An 18,747-nucleotide genomic window follows, 5' to 3' on the forward strand; every position below is an offset into this window, starting at 1 on the left:
AGGGGACGGGCGCAGCCTCGCGCACCCCAACTCCGCGAGACGCTGCGCGCCGGACCCTCACCCCAACCCCTCTCCCGTGGGGAGAGGGGCTAGCGGCCGCTCAGCCCTGCAGCGCTTCCAGCGAGGCGCGCTCGATGCCGGCGTAGATCGCGAATTCGTCGTGCACCGCCGCGCCCAGCGCCTGTTCGAATGCGGCACGGTTGGCGTGCGCGGCATAGGCGCGCTGTTCGCCGCCACCCAGGTTGGACTGGAAGATGCCCGCGGCGCTGACCGGCAGGAAGTCCTCGTAGACGATCGGATCGGCGCTGGCCAGGCCGTCGGCGATCAGCGACTCGGCGGGCCGGCCGGCCAGGCCCATGGCACCAGCGGCGCGGCCGGCCTCGGTCAGCGCATAGCGGAAATAGCCCAGGCCTTCGCGGCGCAGCGTGGCGTAATCGTCGGGGAACTCGGCGAACGCGGCCTGCAGGCGTGTGGCGTAGTCGCCGCCGGCGCTGCCGTCGGCGGCGCGCGCGCGCTCCAGCAAGGCGTCGTAAAGCGCGCGGCCCTTCGGGGTCAGGGCCAAACCACGCTGCTCGATCTCGCCGAAGCGCGCGGTGTGGGTGCCGGCCTCCGCGGCGCCGTCGCCGGCCGGAAAACGCACCGTCTCCTCCAGCGCCTTGAAGCTGGTCTGGCGCAGCAGGATCGGGCAACGCCGCCGCGGCGGGCCTTCGATCACCGCCTTGGCATCAATGCCCCGGCGCAGCATGTCCGCCTGCGCGGCGTCGATGTCCAGCGTGCGCGGGGTCAGGTGGTTGATGTGCGGGCCGTGGAAACTGACCACGTCGGCGATCAGCTTGTGCGCATCGCTCAACGCGCGATAGGTCGGCAGCGTCACGGTGGCGTCGCTGTGCCAGCGGAAGGTCTCCAGCGCCTCGGCGACGAAGCGCTGCGCGTCGGCCTCGCCCAGCCCGCCGTCGCGCTCGCAGCGTTCGATCAGCTGCAGCGCGCCATCGGTGAAGATGCGCCGCTGCGCGAGGATCTGCGCGGCCTGCGCGCGCAGGGCCGGATCTTCGATCAGTTCCAGCCGCAGCAGCGAGGTGAACACGCGGAACGGATTGCGCGCCAGCGCCGCCGCGTCGAGCGGGCGAAACGCGGTGGAATGCACCGGCACCCCGGCCACCGACAGGTCGTAATAGCCGACCGGATGCATGCCCATCACCGCGAACAAGCGCCGCAGCGTGGCCAGTTCCTCGGCGCTGCCGACGCGGATCGCGCCATGCCGTTCCTGGTCCAGCCGCGCGCGCTCGTCGTTGCGCTGCAGCTGCGCGTCCAGCGTCGGATCGGCGGCCAGGGTCGCCGCGTTGACCTGCGCCACCAGCTCCATCAGCGCGCCGTACAGCGGCACCTCGGTGCGGTACATGTCGGACATGGCCTGCGCGAACAGGCTGCGGATGGCATCGGGCGAAACGAAAGCAGTGGTCATCGGACGGTCCGGAGCGGCGGTAGCGCCGGGCACCAGGTCCGGCAGAACGCCTATTCTCGCGCCGCGGCGGCGGCGCGGCCAGTCGTCCGCGTGGATCGCCGCCATGACGCGTGCAATGGAAGCGAAAGGTCCTGGCTTGGGTGGCTTGATCTGGAATCGAGCCGGAAGCGGTCGGCAGCAGGATCGGCGCGCTTGCCGCCAGGTGCCACGCGGTGAGGGCTTGCAAGTTGGCCGCAAGCCTCCTGTGGGAGCGACTTCAGTCGCGACGCGCCAGCAAGCGGCGCTTGGCGGTTTCCAGGGGCAACCGACCCAGGCTTGGCAAGCGAAGGACGAGATCAGCGCGGCGCGACTGAAGTCGCTCCCAAAGGGGTTTCGCTGGTTTGGCTTGGTATTGCGGGCATTTGAGCAGAGCCTCCGCATCGGCCACGCGCCGCCGACCGCTTCCTGTAAGGCGTCGGCGGCGCCTACTGCGCCGCCGCTTGATCGCGCTGCGCGCGGTCGCCGAGCTGCCGGCGCAACAGCGCATCCAGCTGGATCGGCCGGTCCCAGTGGTCGTAGCTGGCGACGATGGCATGGCGCAGCGCGCGGTAGGTCAGCGAACCCGGTTCGACCTGCAACGCGCTCGCCACGTCCGCCCAGCTGGCGTCCTGGCCGGCGCTGGCCCGCGCGCGTACCACCTCGCGGTACGGCAGCCCCGCCGCCTTGGCCAGGAAGCCGGCGAAGTAGATGTCGCGCGGCGGCCAGCGGCGCTCGCGCAGCAGCGCCTCGGCATAGCCGCGCGGCAACTGCGCGTAGCGCGCTACCTCATCCAGGAAACTGTCCGGATAGCGCGCGGCATAGCGGTCGATGTCCAGCAGCTGGCGGTCGACCCAGGCATCGCCGCTGCCGGGCTCGGCCGCATCCGCCACTGCAGCGCTCGGCGGCGCCGCCTCCTGGGCCACTGCGGCGCTCGCCATGCATAGCGCCAGCGGCAGGATCAGACAGACGGAGCGCAGGCGGGACGGCATGCGTCGATTCTGCCGGATGCCGGCATCGCTGTCAGGGTGGCGCGGTCGGTACGGTCGTCAAGCAAGGCCCGCGAGGCGCCGCATCCGCCTGGCATGGCAGATAGGCTCGGCTACCGCCCCGCACAAGCGCGCTTCCGATAAGGAAGCACCGGCACCGATGGTATGCGGCCACTCCGCTCGGGCCGCTCCCGCGGCGCACCGGCCAACGCGAGGCGCGCGCTCACGTGCTGCCGCTACCAGCGCCTGCTTTCGTACTCGCTGCACGCACTGGCGGCGCGGCAATCGAGGTCTCGGGGACAGGCGCCGCGAGCGCCCTCACGCCGGCGGCAAGCCACCTTGCGCCGCCGCATGCCGGTTCAGGTCGGCCACCGCCTGCGGCCACTCGGCCGCCGTGGCCACCTCGCGCAGACGCGGTTCGTCAGCGGCCACGCCATGCTCGGCCTCGTGCGCCCAGGTGGTGGCATAGGGCGTATGGATGCCCCAGCCGCCGAGCGCGATCACCGGTTCCACGTCCGAGCGCAGCGAGTTGCCGATCATCGCGAAGCGCTCGGCGCCGATGCCGAATTCGGCCAGCACCTTGGCGTAGGTCTTGGGGTCCTTTTCCGACACGATCTCGATGCGCGGGAACAGCGCGCCGAGTCCGGATTGCGCGATCTTCGCTTCCTGGTGGAACAGATCGCCCTTGGTGATCAGCACCACCTCGAAATCGGCGGCGATCGCCGCCACCGCCTCGCGCACGCCGGCGATCACCTCCACCGGATGCTGCAGCGTGGCGCGGCCGATCTCGACGATGCGCTGCAGATCGCGCGCGGAAATGCGCGCCTCGGTCAGCTCAATCGCCGCCTCGATCATCGACAGGGTCATGCCCTTGGCGCCGTAGCCGAACACCTTCAGGTTGCGCCGCTCCACCGTCAGCAGATGCTGCTGGGTGGCGACGTCGCGCAGGTCCAGGTAGTGGCCGAGAATGGCTTCGAACGCGGCTTCGGCGTCGCGGTAGTAGTCCTCGCTTTTCCACAGCGTGTCGTCGCCGTCGAAGCCGACCAGGGCGATGGCGGAGGAGCGCAGAGCGGTGGGAGTAGGCATCGCGCAAGCATAGCAGCGCCGCCTATTGCGCCGCAGGATCGCCGGGGCCGGGCTGGTAGTGCGCGTACTCCTCGCGCGACAACGCCCCGTCGGCATCGGCGTCGAACGTGTCGAAAGTTTCGCGCAGGACCGGGTCGGCGGCGGCCTCGGGACGGCCGATGCGGCCATCGCGATCCAGATCCAGGGCGGCGAAACTGCGGGCGCCTGCGGCGGCGCCGACGTCGCTGGCCGGCGCTGCCGGTACCGGGAGGGTCGATGCCGGCGGCGCAGGCAACGGCGGCAGTGCGGCCGGCGCCGGGGTGGGCGCGGGTGTCGGCACAGGGATGGGCAGGACCGGTGCGGCAGGATCCTGCTGCGGCGCGGCCGTGCCGGCTGCGGCAACAGCCGCCAACGACGACGCCAGGCACAGACGCAGCGAATAGCGTGAAGAACTCATGGGCAGCCCCATCCAACGGCGAATGGACACCCTACTCCTTGCGGCGCTGCTGATGGCCGCACCGATACCCGGCCGTGCCGATTCTTCGGTAGCAGCGCAAAAAAGGAAGGGCGGCACGAGCCGCCCTTCCTCCTATGCATCTGTCACGTTCGATTGGGCCGTTACGCCGTGTCCGCGCCGCGGTCGGCACGCGCCCTCGTCTCTGCGCGTACCGGCCGCGGCGCTTTGCCGCCGTCGGCGTTACTGACCGTTGCTGCCGGCGGCGGCGCCGCCCTGCTGCTGTTTGGCGACGTACGCCTTGTATTCGTCCGGGGTCAACTTGCCATTGTGATCGGCATCGGCCTGCGCAAAGATCTGGCTGAGGCCTGCATTGACCTGCGCTTCCTGCTTGCTGATGGCGCCGTCGCTATCGGTATCGACATCGGCCCAGGTCTGGCCGCCGCCCGAAGCGCCGGATTGTGCGGGCTGCCCGGTCGCGCTGGTCGGCGATTGCGCCTGGGTGGCGGCATCGCTCTGCGCATCCTGGGCGAAGGCCGGCAGGGCCAGTGCGGCGGCGAGAATGGCGGCGGTCCCGATCAGCGGCGTGCGGTTGCGAATGTTCATGGGTGGTCTCCTGTGCTCTCTCGGTTGTGGCATGCCCGGTTGAATCCGGTGCATGGCCACACCGTGCCGGTGCCAGGCTGAATCCATTCCCTTGCGAAAAAACGCAGGCAACGCTTCGTTAACCACAGCGTGGAAAACACGCGTTACCGGCTTGGTTAGCAAGCGGTGAGCGTGCGGTAAGCCATTCGTTCGAGGTGTTTGCAAACCAGAAAAAAACCGTGTGTTTCACACGATTTCGCGGTCGCGCTCGCCGGATTTTTCGCTTGAACGCGAACTGAACGCGACCCAGGCCGCGGCGACACCGGCAAGCGCACCGGACACTTCCAGCACCACCCGCGAGCCCAGCTCGTTCGGATCGTGGATGCTGGCCAGCGCCAGCCGCGCATACAACGGCGACTCCAGGCGCACGATGCCGGTGTAGAACAGGTTCCAGCAATCGATCCCGGCCGACACCGCGACCGCGATCAGGCACGACCAGCCCAGCGCATGGCCTTCGGACCATTGCAGCCAGCGGCACAGGCGGTGCCACAACGCGTACACGAGGAACCCGACCGCGAACGCGATCAGCCCGGCTTCGAGCGAGCCCAGCAGGCCGAAGTGCAGCGGGAGATTCATTGCGGTGCTTCCTGGTTGTCGGGGAGGGCGCCAGTCTAGGTGGTGTGGCGGCCGGTGTGCGGTCCTCACCGCGCATACGGGCATCGTCGCAAAGGGCGATGTCGGCGGCGTCTGCGTGACTATTGCCCGAGGCCGCCGGGAGCCGCGCTCACGCTGGCAATCGACCGACAGGCACGCATCAGCCCTCGTTCTCGGCAGTGGCGCTCACCACCGGTGCGCCGTCTTCGTCCCAGCGCACCGTCACCAGCATCGGCCGGCAACACACCTGGCAATCCTCCACGTATTGCTGCGCCTCGACCGACGGGTCCAGCGCCAGGTCGATCCATTCGCCGCAATACGGGCACTGCAGGTCGATGAAGCTTTGTTGCATGCCGGACATGATGTTGGCCTGGGAAGCGAGACGAACGGCTAGCGTACCGGTACGTCGTAGGCGGTGCCGGGACTGGGTTCGGGCTGGAAGGTGTAGTGCCACCATTCCAGCGGGTAGTTGGCGAAGCCCTGCGCCGCCATCGCGCGCAGCAGGCGCTGGCGGTTCGCGCGCTGCGCCGCATCGATCGCGGCCGCATCGGTGTGCGCCAACGGGTCGAAGAAGTCGAAGCCGGTGCCCATGTCCAGCGGCGCGCAATGGCCGCTGCGGCAGTCGAGCAGGCCAAGGTCCACCGTCGCGCCGCGGCTGTGGCCGGAGCTCTCGGCGATGTAGTCGCCGAGCAGCACGCGTTTGTCCAGGTGCGGGTAGTAGCGCACCTTGGCGACCTGGTCGCCGAGGTCGCCCGCCCAGGCCACGAAGGCGCGCACCGAACGCTGCGGCCGGTAGCAGTCGAACACCTGCAGGCCGTAGCCCTCGGCGCGCAACGCGCGCTGCACGCGCGCCAGCGCCTGCGCGGCCGGGGCCAGCAGATAGCACTTCGGCGCGTCGTAGCCGGGCACCGGGCGGCCGGTGAAGTTGTCGTGGCCGGCGTAGCGGATGTCCATCGCGATGTCCGGCACGACGTCGTGCACGTCCACCAATCCGGCTTGCGCGGGCGTGGTCGCCGGCGATACGGCCGGCGTGGCCGCTGCGCTCAGCGCGTTGCCCGGGCCGGCAAGCGCACATGCGGCGAACAGCACGAGCGCGACCCGGCGCGCGCGCAATGCCTCGCGCAGCTGATGCGGCACGGGATGCAGCACAACGGAGCAGAAATACGGCATGGGCCCAGCATAGGCCATCACACCACACGACGGCTCTCCCCCATTCGCTTCGCTCACGGGCACATAAAGGCGATCGCCCGTTTGCCGCTCAGACGTCGTTGCTCATGGTGCTCGCCGCCTCGCGCCCGCGACGCGGCGCCGGCTCGCCCATGGCCTTGCGCGCGGGCGACGGCGCAGGACCGCCACCCACCGCCGTGTCGGGCCACGGCTGCAGAGCAGGCTCCGACGCTGCTTCCTGGGCCGGGCGATGCGTCAGCAAACCGAAGACCATGCCGCTCGACAGCACCGTGATTGCACTGAGGATGTAGAGCAGGATGCGAAAGGCGTCGCCGTAGCCGTGCACCAGCAAGGCCTGATCGATACCGGGCAATACGCTCCCCGCATGCGCCAGGTCGCCCATCGCCAGGCGCTGCGCGGCCTCGGGCAGGGCGTGCGCGAGATCCGCCGGGCCCACATCGCGCAAGCGTGACTGCACCAGGCCGGCGAGCATGGCCGCCACCACGGCCAGCGCCACGCCTTCGCCGGCCACGCGCGTGGTGCTGAAGATGCCCATGGCCATGCCGGCGCGCTCCCTGGGCACCACGCTCACGGCCAAGCCATCCATCAGGCCCCAGGGCAGGCTGGTACCCAGGCCGATCACCAGCAGCGGCGCCAGCCAATGCGCGGCAGGCTGTCCCGGCGTGCACTGCGCCAGCCACGCCAGGCCGCCGGCGGCGGTCAGCAATCCGATGCCGGAGATCAGGCCGGCCGACAGCCAGCGCGTCAGCATGCCCGCCAGGATCGGCACGATCAGCATCGGTGCGGACAGCGCGATCATCATGCGTCCGGCCGCCATCGCGCTGTACCCCTCGATGCCGATGAAGCGCGCCGGCAACAGCACCTGCAGCACGACGTAGCAATAGGCCGGCGCCGCCGCCAGGAACTGCACGCCGACGAAGCGCGGGTAGCGGAACAGGGACAGGTCCAGCATGGGCCGCTTCGCCCTGGTCTCGATCAGCACGAAGGCCGCCAGCAGCGCAGCCGCAGCAGCCAGCAGGCCGGCCACCCTGCGGTCGCCCCAGCCGCGCTCCGGCACCTGCAGCAGCGCATAGGTGAACAGCGTCAACGCCGCCGTGAAACCGAGGGCGCCGAGCCAGTCCAAGCCTTGCGCCTCCGGGTCGCGCGATTCGGGCATGCCGCGCCAGCCGCAGAACAGCGCCAGCGCACCGAGCACGGTGGCGCTCAAAAAGACCGAACGCCATCCCAGGCGCTCGATCAGCAACCCGGAGAGCACCGGCCCGAACGCCAGGCCGACGCCGAAGGTGGTACCCAGCAGGCTGAAGGCCCGCGCCCGCGCGTGGCCGTCGAATTCCTGGGCCAGTGCCGCCGCGCCGCCGGCAAAGGCCGCCGCGCCGGCCACGCCCTGCACGGCGCGCAGCGCATCGAGCCAGACGATGTCCGGCACGAAGACCAGGGCCAGCGAGGCGGCGGCGAACCCGCCCACGCCGAGAACGAACAGGCGGCGACGGCCGAACTGGTCGGCGAGCGCGCCGGCCGCCATCAGGCAGCCGCCGAAGCCCAGCATGAAGGCATTGGTCACCCAGTTCAGGGCGACGGGACTGCCCCCCAGGCTTTGCCCGATGGCGGGCAGCGCCACCGCCGGGCCGGTGAAGCTCAGCGGCATGGACAGGGCAGCGAGCAGGACCGCGCCGAGAAGCACCCATTTCTTCGCGTTGGCAGCGTGCGTGGGGTCGGGGAAATGCATGTCGGATCCTTTGTCGAGCGCATCCACAAAATGGATCGACAAAAGATAGGATGGCTCCAATCGGCTTGGAACAAGCCATGATTCCGGACAGAAACGACAAATAGTCGTCAATCCGTTCCCCGAAAGGCCAAAAAAATGGACCATGTGAGCGGGCTGACCGCGTTCGTCCGTGCCGCCGAGACCCGCAGCTACGTCGCCGCATCCAGAGTGCTGGGGCTGTCGCCCTCGGCCATCGGCAAGAGCATCGCGCGGCTCGAAGCCAAGCTCGGCGTGCGCCTGTTCCATCGCAGCACGCGCAGCATCGCCCTCACCGAGGAAGGCATGCAGTTCTTCGAGCGCTGCCGCCGGATCCTGGAAGACCTGGAAGATGCGCAGGCCGCGCTCGGCAAGAACGCGAGCGCGCCGCGCGGACGCCTGCGCATCAGCGTGCCCGCCGCGGGGCACCGGCTGCTGATGCCGGTGTTGCCGGCCTTCGTCCGGGCATATCCGGAGGTGGAGCTCGACATCGATTTCAGCGACCGGCTGGTGGACGTCGTCGACGAAGGCTTCGACATGGCGATCCGCAGCGGCACGCTGGCGGACTCGCGGCTTTCGGCGCGCGGCCTGTGCCCGTTCCGCTTCAGGCTGTGCGGCTCGCCGCAGTATTTCGCCAACCACGGCATGCCCGCGCACCCGCAGGACCTGGCCGCCCATCGCTGCCTGCGCTTCAAGTACCCCTCGAGCGGCAAGCTGCAGGAGTGGCGCCTGAGCGAGGCGGGTGCCGACCTGGCCGAACTGCGCGTGCCCACCACCATGACATTGGGCAGCATCGAAGCCACGCTGAGCGCGGCCATCGGCGGCATGGGCATCGCCTATCTGCCCGATTTCGCAGTGGACGACGCGCTGCAGCAGGGCCTGCTGCAGACGGCGCTGGAGCACTACAACGTCGTCGACGGCACGTTCTGGATGCTGTGGCCTTCGCACCGCCACGTGCTGCCCAAACTGCGCGTGTGGATCGACCATCTCTCGGCCAGCCTGGGCAAGCGCGGCGACCAGGCGGGGCGATGAGCTTGAGCATTGCTGCCGCTTGCGTCAGCAATGCCGCCCGAACGTTGTGTCCTTGCGCGAGCCAGGCAGACGCTGGCGCAGCGTTCCTGCAAATGTCCCGTACATGCAGCAGCTCCCGATGCGCGGCGCTGCATCGCAGGACAAGCGAAATCGAATGCCGGTGCGAGCCACAAGCGACTGCGCCGCGGCGGCTCCCTGCTGCACGAGACACATTGGCCACCAGCCCGGTGAACCCGAGCGGGTGCCTGGTGCAACGTAGTTGGCGCCGGCGACAATCGCCGGCGCCATAGGCCTCAACGTCCTTGCGACGGTGCCGATTGCGCCTGGGTGCGCTGCTGGTCCTGGGTCTGCTCCTGCACCTGCGCCTGGCGCTGGGTTTCGGCCGCCAGCTGTTGCTGGCTCTGCTCCAGCGGCACCGTGGCGGCCTGCTGCCGGTCCACGTAGGCGCGGTTCACGTCGTGCGGGTTGTTCGGGTTGCGCTCCACCGCGATCATGCCCTTGCCGTCGGTGCTGTGCACCAGGTCGTCGATGCGCGACATGCCGTTGACCTTGGCCTCGAACGCGACCTGGCCGGCCGCGCGCTGCATCTCCTCGCGGCTGCCGAAGCCGCCGTTCGGCCCCTGCTTCTCCAGTTGCTTGACCGCCTGGTCGAACATCGGATTGTCGCGGCGCAACTGGTCCACGCCCTGCTGCCGCTGCAGGCTCTTGTCGATGGAGGCGAGCGTCTCCGGGCCGGCCTTGCCGTCCACGCCCTTGAGCCGGTTGTCCTGCTGGAATTTCTCCACCGCCGCTTCGGTCTTCGGACCGTAGGTGCCGATGGCGTCCTTCGCGTCCAGGTAACCGAGCTTGGACAGCTTCTCCTGCATGTCCTTCACCGCGGCGCCCTGCTCGTTGCGCTTGAGCACGCCATCGCCGTTTTCTGCATGCGGGCCATTGCCTCCATGCGCCTTGTCCGCATGCGAGGTGCGCTCATGCTTGGCCGGCTGCTCGCCGGTCCGGGTGACCGTCTTGTCCTGGTCGGCCAGCTTGAGCAGATCCGCCTTCTCGTTCTCGGCGCGGTTCTGCAGCGAATCCAGGGTCTTCTGCTTCTCCACCCGCGGGAACAGCCCCTTGACGTGGTCGGCCTTGTAGTCCTGCACCGCGCCGACGATGTCCTTGTCGGAGAGCTTGGACAGGTCGTAGTCCTTGCCGAACTTCTCTTCCATCCCCTTCAGGAACACGCCCGAGCCGCCCGGCTTCTTGTCGCTGCCGGGGCCGTACTGGACCGCCGTGCTCCACAGCGCGTCCTGCACCGCCGGACCGCGGTCGGACAGGTCCAGGCCCTTGTCCTTGAGCCGATCGACCAGCTTGTCGTAGTGCGTGCGCTTGATGTAGTCGTGCTGTTCCTGCGCGAAGCTGTCGTCGGTCCTGGCCAGGTCCTTCCACTTCGCGCTGAAGTCGGCCGAGCCGGGCTTCAGGCCGGCGAAGTCGTCGGCGTACTTGCTGTCCTTCACGAAGGCCGCGACGGTGCCGCCCACGATGACCGTGCCTTCCTTGGTCTTGACCTGCGAGGTCATCTGATAGGAACCGTAGGACACGCCGCCGGGATCGTCGATGCCGGAGGACACCGTGCTCGCGCCGCGTCCGCCGGTTTCGTAATGCTTCGAGGTCTGACCCAGTTCCCAATCCTTGTCGCTCATCGTCCATCTCCTTGTCTAAAAAAGTTCATCGCAAAAACCACTGCAGCAATCAGCGCGCTTCCAGTTCGTCCGCGCGCTTGGCGGTCATGTCGAGACGGCACTCGGCGGCATCCACGCGCCCCGCCTGCCCGCTGTCGGGATCGTAGAAACACTTCTCGTCGCGGTCGGCGATCCACTTGCGCTGCTGCTCGCGCAGCGCGTTCTTTTCCGCATCGCCCAGCTTGGCCATCAGCGCCTTGTAGACCGTGTTCAGGCGGCCATCCTGGTACGCGTATTCGGTGTCGATGCAGTCCTGCATCGTCGGGGTCACGCCTGCGGCGGCGCTGATGCAGGCGTCATAGGAAGGTCGCAGCACGACGTTTTCTCCTGAAGGTTTCGATGGTGCGGCGGCGGCATCCGCCTGGGTGGACGGCGCGCTCGGCGCTTGCGGATTCGCCGCAGGCGCATCGCTCGCGGGCGGTGCCGATGCTGGCGCTGGCGCAGCGGCGGCGGATGCCGCAGCCGGCGCCGGAGCGGAAGACCCGCCGTTGCACGCCGCGGTCAGACCGCAGAGCGCGAGCAGGCAGGAAAGGGGAAGAACCTTGACGATGGCCACTGTTGGAATTCGCCTTGTGGTGATGCGTGTAAGGGAGGGCAGTTCTAAACGATCGTCGAAACCGTGTCCATCGGATCGCCGGATTGCCACGACACCGCTACACGGCCGTTCAAACAACGCAGACAGTCTGCCGACAACGTCTCGACGAGCCGCAAGCGTCTTGCATCCGCAACGTCCACTTCACGGGCACGATCGAGAGCTTCGCACGCGGTCAACGGCTCGATGCCGCGTGCGCCGCCCAGCAGGAACGCCATGCAGTTCCGAACGCGCGTGGATGCCAGCCCGATCGATGATCGAACCGGCATCGGCTGCCATCCGACACGCCTGACGGCGGCAGCCGATGCCGCGACACGCATCAGCGCGTCGGTGTCTGCGACTGCGTCTGGGTGCGCTGATCCTGGCTCTGCTCCTGCGCCTGCCGCTGGGTTTCCGCTACCAGCTGCTGCTGGCTCTGTTCCAGCGGCACCGTCGCGGCATGTTGCTTGTCCACGTAGGCGCGGTTCACGTCGTGCGGGTTGTTCGGATTGCGCTCCACCGCGATCAGGCCCTTGCCATCGGTGCTGTGGACCACGTCGTCGATGCGCGACATGCCGCCGACCTTGGCCTCGAACGCCACCTGCCCGGCCGCGCGCTGCATTTCCTCGCGGCTGTTGAACCCGCCGTTCGGCCCCTGTTTCTGCAGCTTCTCCAGCGCCTGGGTGAACAGCGGATTGTCGGCACGCTGCGCCTCGGCGGCGGCCGGGTTGAGCTTGGCGTCGGTCTTGCCCTGCGTCTGCAGCTTGCTCAGCGCATCGAGGGTGATCTTGTCGGCGATGCCGGTCGGCTCGATGCCCTTCTCGCGCTGCAGGTTGGCCACCACTTCCTTGGTCTTGTCGCCGTAGTAACCGGTGCCGGTCAGCAACTTGCCGCTGTTGTCCTTGATGCCGAGCTCGATCAGGCTCTGCTGCATCGCCTTCACGTCGGGACCCTGCTCGCCCGGCTTCAGCGAGGTGCGCGCGTCATGGCCTTGGCTGTGATTCTGCGACTGCGTCTGCTGCCTGTCCTGCAGCAGGTCGCGTGCCTTGGCCAGCGGATCGGACGCGAACAGCTTGGCGTTCTTGTGGCTGGCCAGATAGTCGTCCAACGGCATGGTGTTCACGCCCTTGCTGCCGCTGGACTGGCTGACCTGCAATTCGCCGCTCTTGGGATCGCGCACCACCATCAGAATGTGGTCGATGCCCTTCCAGTGCTCGTGCTTGGTATTGCCGGCATCCACGCCGATGACCATGCCTTCCTTCAGCGCGCCAGGCTTGAACACGTCCTGGCCCTGCAGCAGCACGCCGGAACTGTCGAAGGCTTTCTTGACGATGCCGCCGGAACCGTTCATGCCTTGCGCCAGCATGTCCTGACGGCCGAACACGGTATGGCCGGCCTTCTGGTTGATTTCCCGCATCGTGGCGTTCTGCAGCTCGGACACCCAGCCGGAGCAATCGATGTAACCCTGCTCCAGGTGCTTGCCGTCCACGCCGGGGTGATAAAGCTTGTGGCCCTTGATATTGATCGCGTACTGCACGTCGTCGTACTTGACGCCCATCGCGTGCGCGGCGGTGAGCTGGATGCCGGCATGCTCGCCCTGCTGCTTGGCGGCGGCGGGCGTGGCCTGCGCGGCAGCCTGCGGCGCCTGCGCGCGCTGCTCGGCGTGCTGGGCGGGAGTGGCCTGGGCCTGGCCCTCGGCGACCGGCTTGATGCCCTTTTCCGGGATCGCGATGTGGTCGAACTTGGTGTCCCAGTACTTCAGGAACGTCTTGGCCATGTCCTGGTCGGACATCTTCTTGAACTCGGCCAGCGAAGATCCGGTGTAGGCCTCGAACTGCCTGGCCCCGGCCGCATCCTTTTCGCGCGGTACGTTGTTGAGGATGTTCGGACGCGTGTCTTCGCGCGCGAAGCTGCCGGTGGCGACCGCGGCCTGGATCGAGCGGTAGCCGCCGGCGCCCTGCTGGTGCGCCATGTACATGTCCAGGCCATCGGGCTGCGGCTTGCCGGACAGGTACGGACGGTGGTCCTTGTCGTGCTGCCGGGTCAGCGAATGCTGGTTGTCCTGGTACAGACGCGCCGCGGCGTCGGTATTGGCCACTGCATCCAGTTCGCGGCCGCTGATGCCGTAGGCCGCTGCGGTGCCGGGGGTGAACTGGAACAGGCCCTTGGCGCTGTTCGGGCCGCGGCTGGCCTGCTCGTTGAACTTGCCGCCGGTTTCGATATAGGCGAAACGCATGAAATCGTCGACCGGAATGTGGCGTTCCTTGGCCTCACGCTCGATGATGTCGAGGTTCTCGGCCTTCGTGTAATCGCGTGCCATCTCGTGTTACTCCTTGAGGTTGATATACGGCGGCGTGCGCCGACAAGGTCAACCGAGCTCGTCCGTGAGCTTGTTAGTGCGCGGTCAACAAAACAATTCGGGTACTGCGGGGAATGCGTTCTTGCTGCTGCCGGTGCGCCGATCGGCGGATCGGCGCGCCGGCGGATTCATGGGCCATCTTTCGGCAGGTACTGTCCGCTCGCCTGGTCGTACGCGTAGACCACTGCGTCGGATGCATCGAGCATGCGCGCCCTGCCGGGACCTGCGATCGCGGTGCCGCTCAGCGCCACGCGCAGAGCAGGCATGGGTTCGCCCGGTACCGTCTCGAAGCTCAGCGTGCCGACGCTGGAGACATGCGGGACGACGCCTTCTTCGTCGCTGCTGGCTTCGTTGTCCTCGCCGGCGGCGACCGTTCCCAGATATACCCAGCCCCGGTAGTCGCCCAGGTCGTTCTTGTCCGGATCGAACGTGAACAACGCGAAGCTGGCGCTGGTGACGCCATTGCCGAAGCTCGACGTCGGCACCGCCAGCAGCAAGTGGCCATTGTCCAGGACGTGCTGCTGCGGCTTGCGCGTCTCGTCGAGCGCATCGGCGCGCTCGTAGCCGCCGAAGCTGCCGACGTACTGCTGCGCATGCCACAGCATCCACGGCCGCTCGCTGCCGGGCGCGGCCAGCAGGAACGTGGCCTGGCTGATCGACACGCCTTCGCCCGGATCCGGAAAGGTCTCGGTGTCGTCGTTGCCGTACTTGTTCGGCGTGGCATAGGCGAAGCCGGTGTAGTAGTGCTTGCCGCCCAGATCAAAGTGCTGACCGTGCCAGAAGCTGGCCACGGCGCCGTTGTCGATTTCGTACGAGAGGGCGCCATCGCCGTCGATCCCGTAGATCAGATACAGCACGCTGCCCGGATAGGGCGGCGCTTCGGTCGCGACGGCGAGCTTGTTGTCATTGGACATGTGCAGAACATCCTGTATTCGTTGAAGAAGCCGAAAAACACTCCTGAAAATCCCGACACGCCACGCCGCCGTATCCGGATGCCGCCCTCTTGCGCATCGCAGACACAGCGCGACCTACGCGGACGAAGAACTCCTCGCAGGCGCGGCTTCGGACAGAGAACGGTGGATTGCAATCCGGCCCCAAAGCAGGGGCGGTGATGGCGTTCGCGCATGGCGAACCGCAAGCCGGCGATCCACTCCGGCATTTCGGGCGAGTGCAGCATCCATTGCCGCTCGCGAATGACTCGCCTGATCATCAGGCCCCGTGCCGGCATCTTACCCAGTTCCATTGCCGGCTACCAGCGGGCAGCGCCCCTCCGCGCCGGCCTCCGACCGGCCGCGGCGCGGGCCGGTCGGCGGGTGTTCAGCGATCCAGCGGCGGCGTGTACTTGCCCTTGGCCTGATCGTAGGTATAGGTCGCCACGTCGGCGGGGCCGAGCGTGCGGACCTTGCCGGGGCCGGCGATGGCGGTGCCGCTCATGGCCACGCGCAGGCCCGGCAGCGGGCCGGTGCCGGGTTCGAAGCTCAGCGTGCCGGTGCTGGACGCGCACTTCATCGTGCCCTGATCGTCGCAGGCCGCGCCGTTGTCTTCGCCGGTGGCCACGGTGCCCAGGTAGACCCAGCCCTTGTAGTCGCCCAGGTCGTTCTTGTTGGGGTCGAAGGTGAACACGGCGAACCCCGAGCTGGTGATGCCGTCGGCGAAGTGCGTGGTCGGCAGCGCCAGCAGCAGGTGGCCGTCCTTGGTCTCGGTGCTCTGCGGCTTGCGCTTCTGGTCCAGCGTATCGGCCTTCTCGTTGCTGCCGAAATCGCCGGCCCATTGCTGGGCATGGAACAGCGTCCAGGTCGGCTTGCCGTCGGTGCTGTCGAGCACATAGGTGGCCTGGCTGATGCTCACGCCGACGGCGGGATCCGGGGTGTTCTCTTCCTCCGACTTGCCGTACTTCTCCGGACCCGCATTGGCGAAGCCGGTGTAGTAGTGCTTGCCGCCGAGGTCGAAACGATAGCCATACCAGAAGCTGGCCAGGGCGTTGTTGTCGATCGTGTAGGACGCCGAGCCGTCGCCCTTCATGCCATAGATATCGGCGAGCACCTGCCCGGGCGCCGGCACCTCGACGCCGACCGGCTCGGGTTGCGCGGCCGCGGACGCGGGTGCAGGCGCGGCGGCAGCGGTCGCCGCGGGTTGCGCCTGCGTGCCCGCCGGCGCGGGGTCGGCGTGCTTGTCCGTGCAACCGCCGATCAACAGGAGCGTTGCCGCCCACAGGGCTGTCTTTGCGAGCCTCATCACTGCGTCCTTTGGAGTTCTTGGCGCGCTCATGCTACCAAGAACGCGTTGGCTCCAATGGATGCCGCGCCAGGTCGGCGCGGCGCCACAGGCGTGGTCGCCTGCATGCAGTGCCGGACGACCCGGCAACGCTACGGCACGTCCTGTTCCTGCGCCGGGGTCGGCTGCGGCTGCGGTCGCGCCTGCGCCGGCTGGGTCAGTGCATAGAGAATGCGCAGGTCCTCGGCATCGAACGCGGTGGCGTCGTTGCCGCGGTAATGGTGGTGGAAGGCGCGCAGCGTGGCCGCGCGGTCGTCGATCGGATAGCCGATCAGCGCCAGCGCCTGCCACGGGTCGAAGCCGGGCGGCGCCGGCGGCGTGTCCGCGGCGGGCCAGCGGCCGAAACCGGCGTCGGCGAGGCGCTTCCACGGAAACAGCGGACCCGGATCGACCTTGCGCGTGGGTGCGAAGTCCTCGTGCCCGACCACCTGCGTGCGCGGGATGCGCAGCCGCGTGCACAGGTCCTCCAGCAACAGCAGCAGGCTGTCGATCTGCGCGGCGGCGAACGGGGTCTTGCCGTCGTTGTCCAGCTCGATGCCGATCGAGGCGGAATTGATGTCGGTGATCGTGCCCCAGCGCCCGGCGCCGCCATGCCAGGCGCGGCGCTCGTCGCTGACCAGCTGGTAGCGCTTGCCGTCGCGACCGATCAGGTAATGCGCGCTGACCTTGCCCTTGCTGTTGTGCGAACGCAGCGTGTCCAGGCTGCGCTGCACCGAGTCCTGGTCGGTGTAATGGATCACGATCAGGATCGGCCGGCGCAGATCCTGGTTCGGCGACGGCACCCACTCGGCCAGCGGATTGCGCTGCGGCGCGTGCGCGCAGGCGCCGAGCAGGGCGACCAGCGCCAGCGGTGCCAGCCAGCGGATGCGGGGCGATGCGGGAGGGGGAAAGCGTCGGGTCATGGAGAAGATTCCGGGGCATCTGACAGTGAGCGGCAAGCGCAAGCAACAGCAGTATCTAGAATCCTGGTGAACGAGCGTGTTGTTGTGGGAGCGGCTTCAGTCCCGGCAGGCTTTGCCGCCAAAGCGTCGGGACTGAAATCCCTCCCACACGATCGGGACAGGATCCCACCCGCACGAACTCCAGGTCGGCATAGTCGTAGCTGAAATCCGCGTTCGGATCGACATGCGCCAGTTGCATCCGTTGCACGCCGTCGGCACCGACAGCGAAGTCCAGCCACGGCTCGGCATCGACGCTGGCATCGTCCCAGTCCACCAGCCAGCGCGCGCCGGCCTGCAGGACCCGGCCGCGCAGCAGCGGCGACTTGCGCGCCTGGAAGCGCAGCAGTCCCTGCTGCGGGCAGAGCAGGACCTCGCCGAACCACGGATCGCGCCACACGCCTTGCCGATCGCGCGAGGCGGCGCTGGCGACCGGTGTGCGCGCAGACGTATCCACTGCGGCAGGCGCCGCCTTGTCGGCCTGCGCACGCGCGCGTTCGAGCAACGTGGCGTAGTGCACGACATCCAGCGCACGCTCGCCGGGACGGGTGAACTGCTTGAGCAGCGCCTCGCCCAACACGGTCCGCATCTCGCCGCCCTCGCCGTTGCTGAGGATGACGAAACCGCTGCGCCGATCCGGCAGCAGCACCAGCGCCGAATACATGCCCATCAGGGTGCCGGTGTGCGCGACCTGCCACTGCCCGTCCACGTCGGACAGGCGCCAGCCGTAGCCATAGCCGTACAGGCGCGTGCCGTCCCAGTCGCGCATCTGCGCGGAGATCGGCATCGGCGTGTGCAGCGTCCACAACGCCTGGCGCTGCGCCGGCGACAGCCAGGGCACAGCGCCGGTGTCGGGCGACAGCCAGGCGCGCATCCAGGCCAGCATGTCGTCGAGACTGCAGCGCACGCCGCCAGCCGCCATCGACGGCGTATCCGCGATCCGCGCCGGGTCCGCGCGCACCACGACGTTGGCCTCGCCCTGGCGCATATGCGGCTGGGCGACGTTGCCGACCGCGTCGCGCTCCCAGGCGCCGACCTGGCAGCGGCGCATGCCCAGCGGCGCGAACACCTGCTCGCGCAGCAGTTGCTCGTAGGGCTTGCCGCCGACGCGCGCGGCCACTTCGCCCGCGACCACGTACAGCAGGTTGTCGTAGGCGTAGTGCGCGCGGAAGCTGTGGGTCGGCTTCAGGTAGGCCAGCCCGGCGATGATGTCGGCGCGGCCGAACGCATTGGGTTCCGGCCACAGCATCAGATCGCCGGCGCCCAGGCCCAGGCCGCTGTTGTGGATCAGCAGGTCGCGCACCTGGATGTTGCGCGTGACCCACGGATCGTACATGCGGAATTCCGGCACATACCGGGTCACCGGATCGTCCCAGCGCAGCTTGCCGGCATCGACCAGCCGCGCCAGCAATGCGGTGGTCATCGCCTTGCTGTTGGAGGCGATCTTGAACAGCGTCGCGCCATCGACGCGCTCGCCGCTGCCGGCACGCAGCTCGCCGGCGCTGCGCGTGTAGACCACTTCGCCGTTGTCGATCACGCCGACTGCCAACCCCGGCAGCCGGTAGCGGGTCATGGCCTGCTCGAACAGGCGATCGAGCTCGGCGCGCGGCGGCGGCGTGTCCGCAGCGCCAGGCGCGGCCGCCGCCAACGCCGGCAACACCAGGCAGACCGCGAGCAACGCGCTGCGCAGGCGTCCCGCGCT

At 68.4% G+C, this 18,747-nt stretch carries 18 protein-coding genes; 1 reads left to right on the forward strand and 17 read right to left on the reverse strand.

What is annotated here, in order from left to right:
• Positions 1-100: 100 nt before the first annotated feature.
• The 9 genes from hglS to JR064_RS11620 all read right to left on the reverse strand — a co-directional run bounded on the left by hglS (position 101) and on the right by JR064_RS11620 (position 8,165).
• A complete protein-coding gene (gene hglS, locus JR064_RS11580) occupies positions 101-1,462 on the reverse strand; it encodes a 2-oxoadipate dioxygenase/decarboxylase HglS (protein ID WP_206229821.1) in 1,362 nt (453 codons plus the stop codon).
• Positions 1,463-1,926: 464 nt separating this feature from the next.
• Positions 1,927-2,469 (reverse strand): hypothetical protein, encoded by a 543-nt coding sequence (locus JR064_RS11585; RefSeq protein WP_206229822.1) that lies wholly within the window; start codon positions 2,467-2,469, stop codon positions 1,927-1,929.
• Between the two features lie 315 nt (positions 2,470-2,784).
• Complete coding sequence (locus tag JR064_RS11590; protein WP_179567794.1) at positions 2,785-3,552, reverse strand: HAD family hydrolase; 768 nt, start codon at positions 3,550-3,552, stop codon at positions 2,785-2,787.
• Positions 3,553-3,574: 22 nt separating this feature from the next.
• Positions 3,575-3,943 carry an EF-hand domain-containing protein gene (locus tag JR064_RS11595; protein WP_406848117.1) on the reverse strand — a complete coding sequence of 123 codons (369 nt, stop codon included), beginning with the start codon at positions 3,941-3,943 and terminating at the stop codon, positions 3,575-3,577.
• Between the two features lie 285 nt (positions 3,944-4,228).
• Positions 4,229-4,591 (reverse strand): EF-hand domain-containing protein, encoded by a 363-nt coding sequence (locus tag JR064_RS11600; protein WP_179567798.1) that lies wholly within the window; start codon positions 4,589-4,591, stop codon positions 4,229-4,231.
• Between the two features lie 225 nt (positions 4,592-4,816).
• Positions 4,817-5,206, reverse strand: a complete 390-nt coding sequence (locus JR064_RS11605) for a hypothetical protein (protein ID WP_179567800.1) — start codon at positions 5,204-5,206, stop codon at positions 4,817-4,819.
• 178 nt (positions 5,207-5,384) lie between these two features.
• Positions 5,385-5,585: a CPXCG motif-containing cysteine-rich protein gene (locus JR064_RS11610; protein WP_179567802.1), complete on the reverse strand. Its 201-nt coding sequence runs from the start codon at positions 5,583-5,585 to the stop codon at positions 5,385-5,387.
• 29 nt (positions 5,586-5,614) lie between these two features.
• Positions 5,615-6,394, reverse strand: a complete 780-nt coding sequence (locus JR064_RS11615; protein ID WP_241093012.1) for a M15 family metallopeptidase — start codon at positions 6,392-6,394, stop codon at positions 5,615-5,617.
• Between the two features lie 88 nt (positions 6,395-6,482).
• Positions 6,483-8,165, reverse strand: coding sequence for an MFS transporter (locus JR064_RS11620; RefSeq protein WP_206229824.1), 1,683 nt, complete (start codon positions 8,163-8,165; stop codon positions 6,483-6,485).
• Between the two features lie 108 nt (positions 8,166-8,273).
• Here JR064_RS11620 and JR064_RS11625 point away from each other — a divergent pair, with 108 nt between their 5' ends.
• Positions 8,274-9,185 carry a LysR substrate-binding domain-containing protein gene (locus tag JR064_RS11625; RefSeq protein WP_206229825.1) on the forward strand — a complete coding sequence of 304 codons (912 nt, stop codon included), beginning with the start codon at positions 8,274-8,276 and terminating at the stop codon, positions 9,183-9,185.
• Positions 9,186-9,478: 293 nt separating this feature from the next.
• Here JR064_RS11625 and JR064_RS11630 read toward each other — a convergent pair whose 3' ends face one another.
• From JR064_RS11630 to JR064_RS11665, 8 genes are all read right to left on the reverse strand, one after another.
• On the reverse strand, positions 9,479-10,864 hold the full coding sequence (locus JR064_RS11630) for a peptidoglycan-binding domain-containing protein (RefSeq protein ID WP_206229826.1): 1,386 nt from the start codon (positions 10,862-10,864) through the stop codon (positions 9,479-9,481).
• 49 nt (positions 10,865-10,913) lie between these two features.
• Positions 10,914-11,459: a lysozyme inhibitor LprI family protein gene (locus tag JR064_RS23095; protein WP_338123887.1), complete on the reverse strand. Its 546-nt coding sequence runs from the start codon at positions 11,457-11,459 to the stop codon at positions 10,914-10,916.
• A gap of 44 nt (positions 11,460-11,503) precedes the next feature.
• Complete coding sequence (locus tag JR064_RS11640; RefSeq protein ID WP_206229827.1) at positions 11,504-11,713, reverse strand: hypothetical protein; 210 nt, start codon at positions 11,711-11,713, stop codon at positions 11,504-11,506.
• Positions 11,714-11,814: 101 nt separating this feature from the next.
• Complete coding sequence (locus JR064_RS11645) at positions 11,815-13,794, reverse strand: peptidoglycan-binding protein (RefSeq protein WP_206229828.1); 1,980 nt, start codon at positions 13,792-13,794, stop codon at positions 11,815-11,817.
• A 167-nt stretch (positions 13,795-13,961) separates the two neighbouring features.
• On the reverse strand, positions 13,962-14,747 hold the full coding sequence (locus JR064_RS11650; RefSeq protein ID WP_206229829.1) for a hypothetical protein: 786 nt from the start codon (positions 14,745-14,747) through the stop codon (positions 13,962-13,964).
• A 403-nt stretch (positions 14,748-15,150) separates the two neighbouring features.
• Positions 15,151-16,068: a hypothetical protein gene (locus JR064_RS11655; protein WP_191825103.1), complete on the reverse strand. Its 918-nt coding sequence runs from the start codon at positions 16,066-16,068 to the stop codon at positions 15,151-15,153.
• 131 nt (positions 16,069-16,199) lie between these two features.
• Positions 16,200-17,009, reverse strand: coding sequence for an N-acetylmuramoyl-L-alanine amidase (locus JR064_RS11660; protein ID WP_179567818.1), 810 nt, complete (start codon positions 17,007-17,009; stop codon positions 16,200-16,202).
• A 55-nt stretch (positions 17,010-17,064) separates the two neighbouring features.
• Entirely contained in the window at positions 17,065-18,723 is a 1,659-nt protein-coding gene (locus JR064_RS11665; RefSeq protein ID WP_241093013.1) for a serine hydrolase, read from the reverse strand.
• Positions 18,724-18,747 lie beyond the last annotated feature (24 nt).

The sequence above is a fragment of the Xanthomonas bonasiae genome (assembly GCF_017163705.1).
Lineage (GTDB): Bacteria > Pseudomonadota > Gammaproteobacteria > Xanthomonadales > Xanthomonadaceae > Xanthomonas_A > Xanthomonas_A bonasiae.

Coding starts and splice junctions, on each gene's coding strand:
- hglS (WP_206229821.1), bottom strand. CDS start 1,462: ATGACCACTGCTTTCGTTTCGCCCGATGCCATCCGCAGCCTGTTCGCG.
- JR064_RS11585 (WP_206229822.1), bottom strand. CDS start 2,469: ATGCCGTCCCGCCTGCGCTCCGTCTGTCTGATCCTGCCGCTGGCGCTA.
- JR064_RS11590 (WP_179567794.1), bottom strand. CDS start 3,552: ATGCCTACTCCCACCGCTCTGCGCTCCTCCGCCATCGCCCTGGTCGGC.
- JR064_RS11600 (WP_179567798.1), bottom strand. CDS start 4,591: ATGAACATTCGCAACCGCACGCCGCTGATCGGGACCGCCGCCATTCTC.
- JR064_RS11605 (WP_179567800.1), bottom strand. CDS start 5,206: ATGAATCTCCCGCTGCACTTCGGCCTGCTGGGCTCGCTCGAAGCCGGG.
- JR064_RS11610 (WP_179567802.1), bottom strand. CDS start 5,585: ATGTCCGGCATGCAACAAAGCTTCATCGACCTGCAGTGCCCGTATTGC.
- JR064_RS11615 (WP_241093012.1), bottom strand. CDS start 6,394: ATGCCGTATTTCTGCTCCGTTGTGCTGCATCCCGTGCCGCATCAGCTG.
- JR064_RS11625 (WP_206229825.1), top strand. CDS start 8,274: ATGGACCATGTGAGCGGGCTGACCGCGTTCGTCCGTGCCGCCGAGACC.
- JR064_RS11630 (WP_206229826.1), bottom strand. CDS start 10,864: ATGAGCGACAAGGATTGGGAACTGGGTCAGACCTCGAAGCATTACGAA.
- JR064_RS11640 (WP_206229827.1), bottom strand. CDS start 11,713: ATGGCGTTCCTGCTGGGCGGCGCACGCGGCATCGAGCCGTTGACCGCG.
- JR064_RS11645 (WP_206229828.1), bottom strand. CDS start 13,794: ATGGCACGCGATTACACGAAGGCCGAGAACCTCGACATCATCGAGCGT.
- JR064_RS11650 (WP_206229829.1), bottom strand. CDS start 14,747: ATGTCCAATGACAACAAGCTCGCCGTCGCGACCGAAGCGCCGCCCTAT.
- JR064_RS11655 (WP_191825103.1), bottom strand. CDS start 16,068: ATGAGGCTCGCAAAGACAGCCCTGTGGGCGGCAACGCTCCTGTTGATC.
- JR064_RS11660 (WP_179567818.1), bottom strand. CDS start 17,009: ATGACCCGACGCTTTCCCCCTCCCGCATCGCCCCGCATCCGCTGGCTG.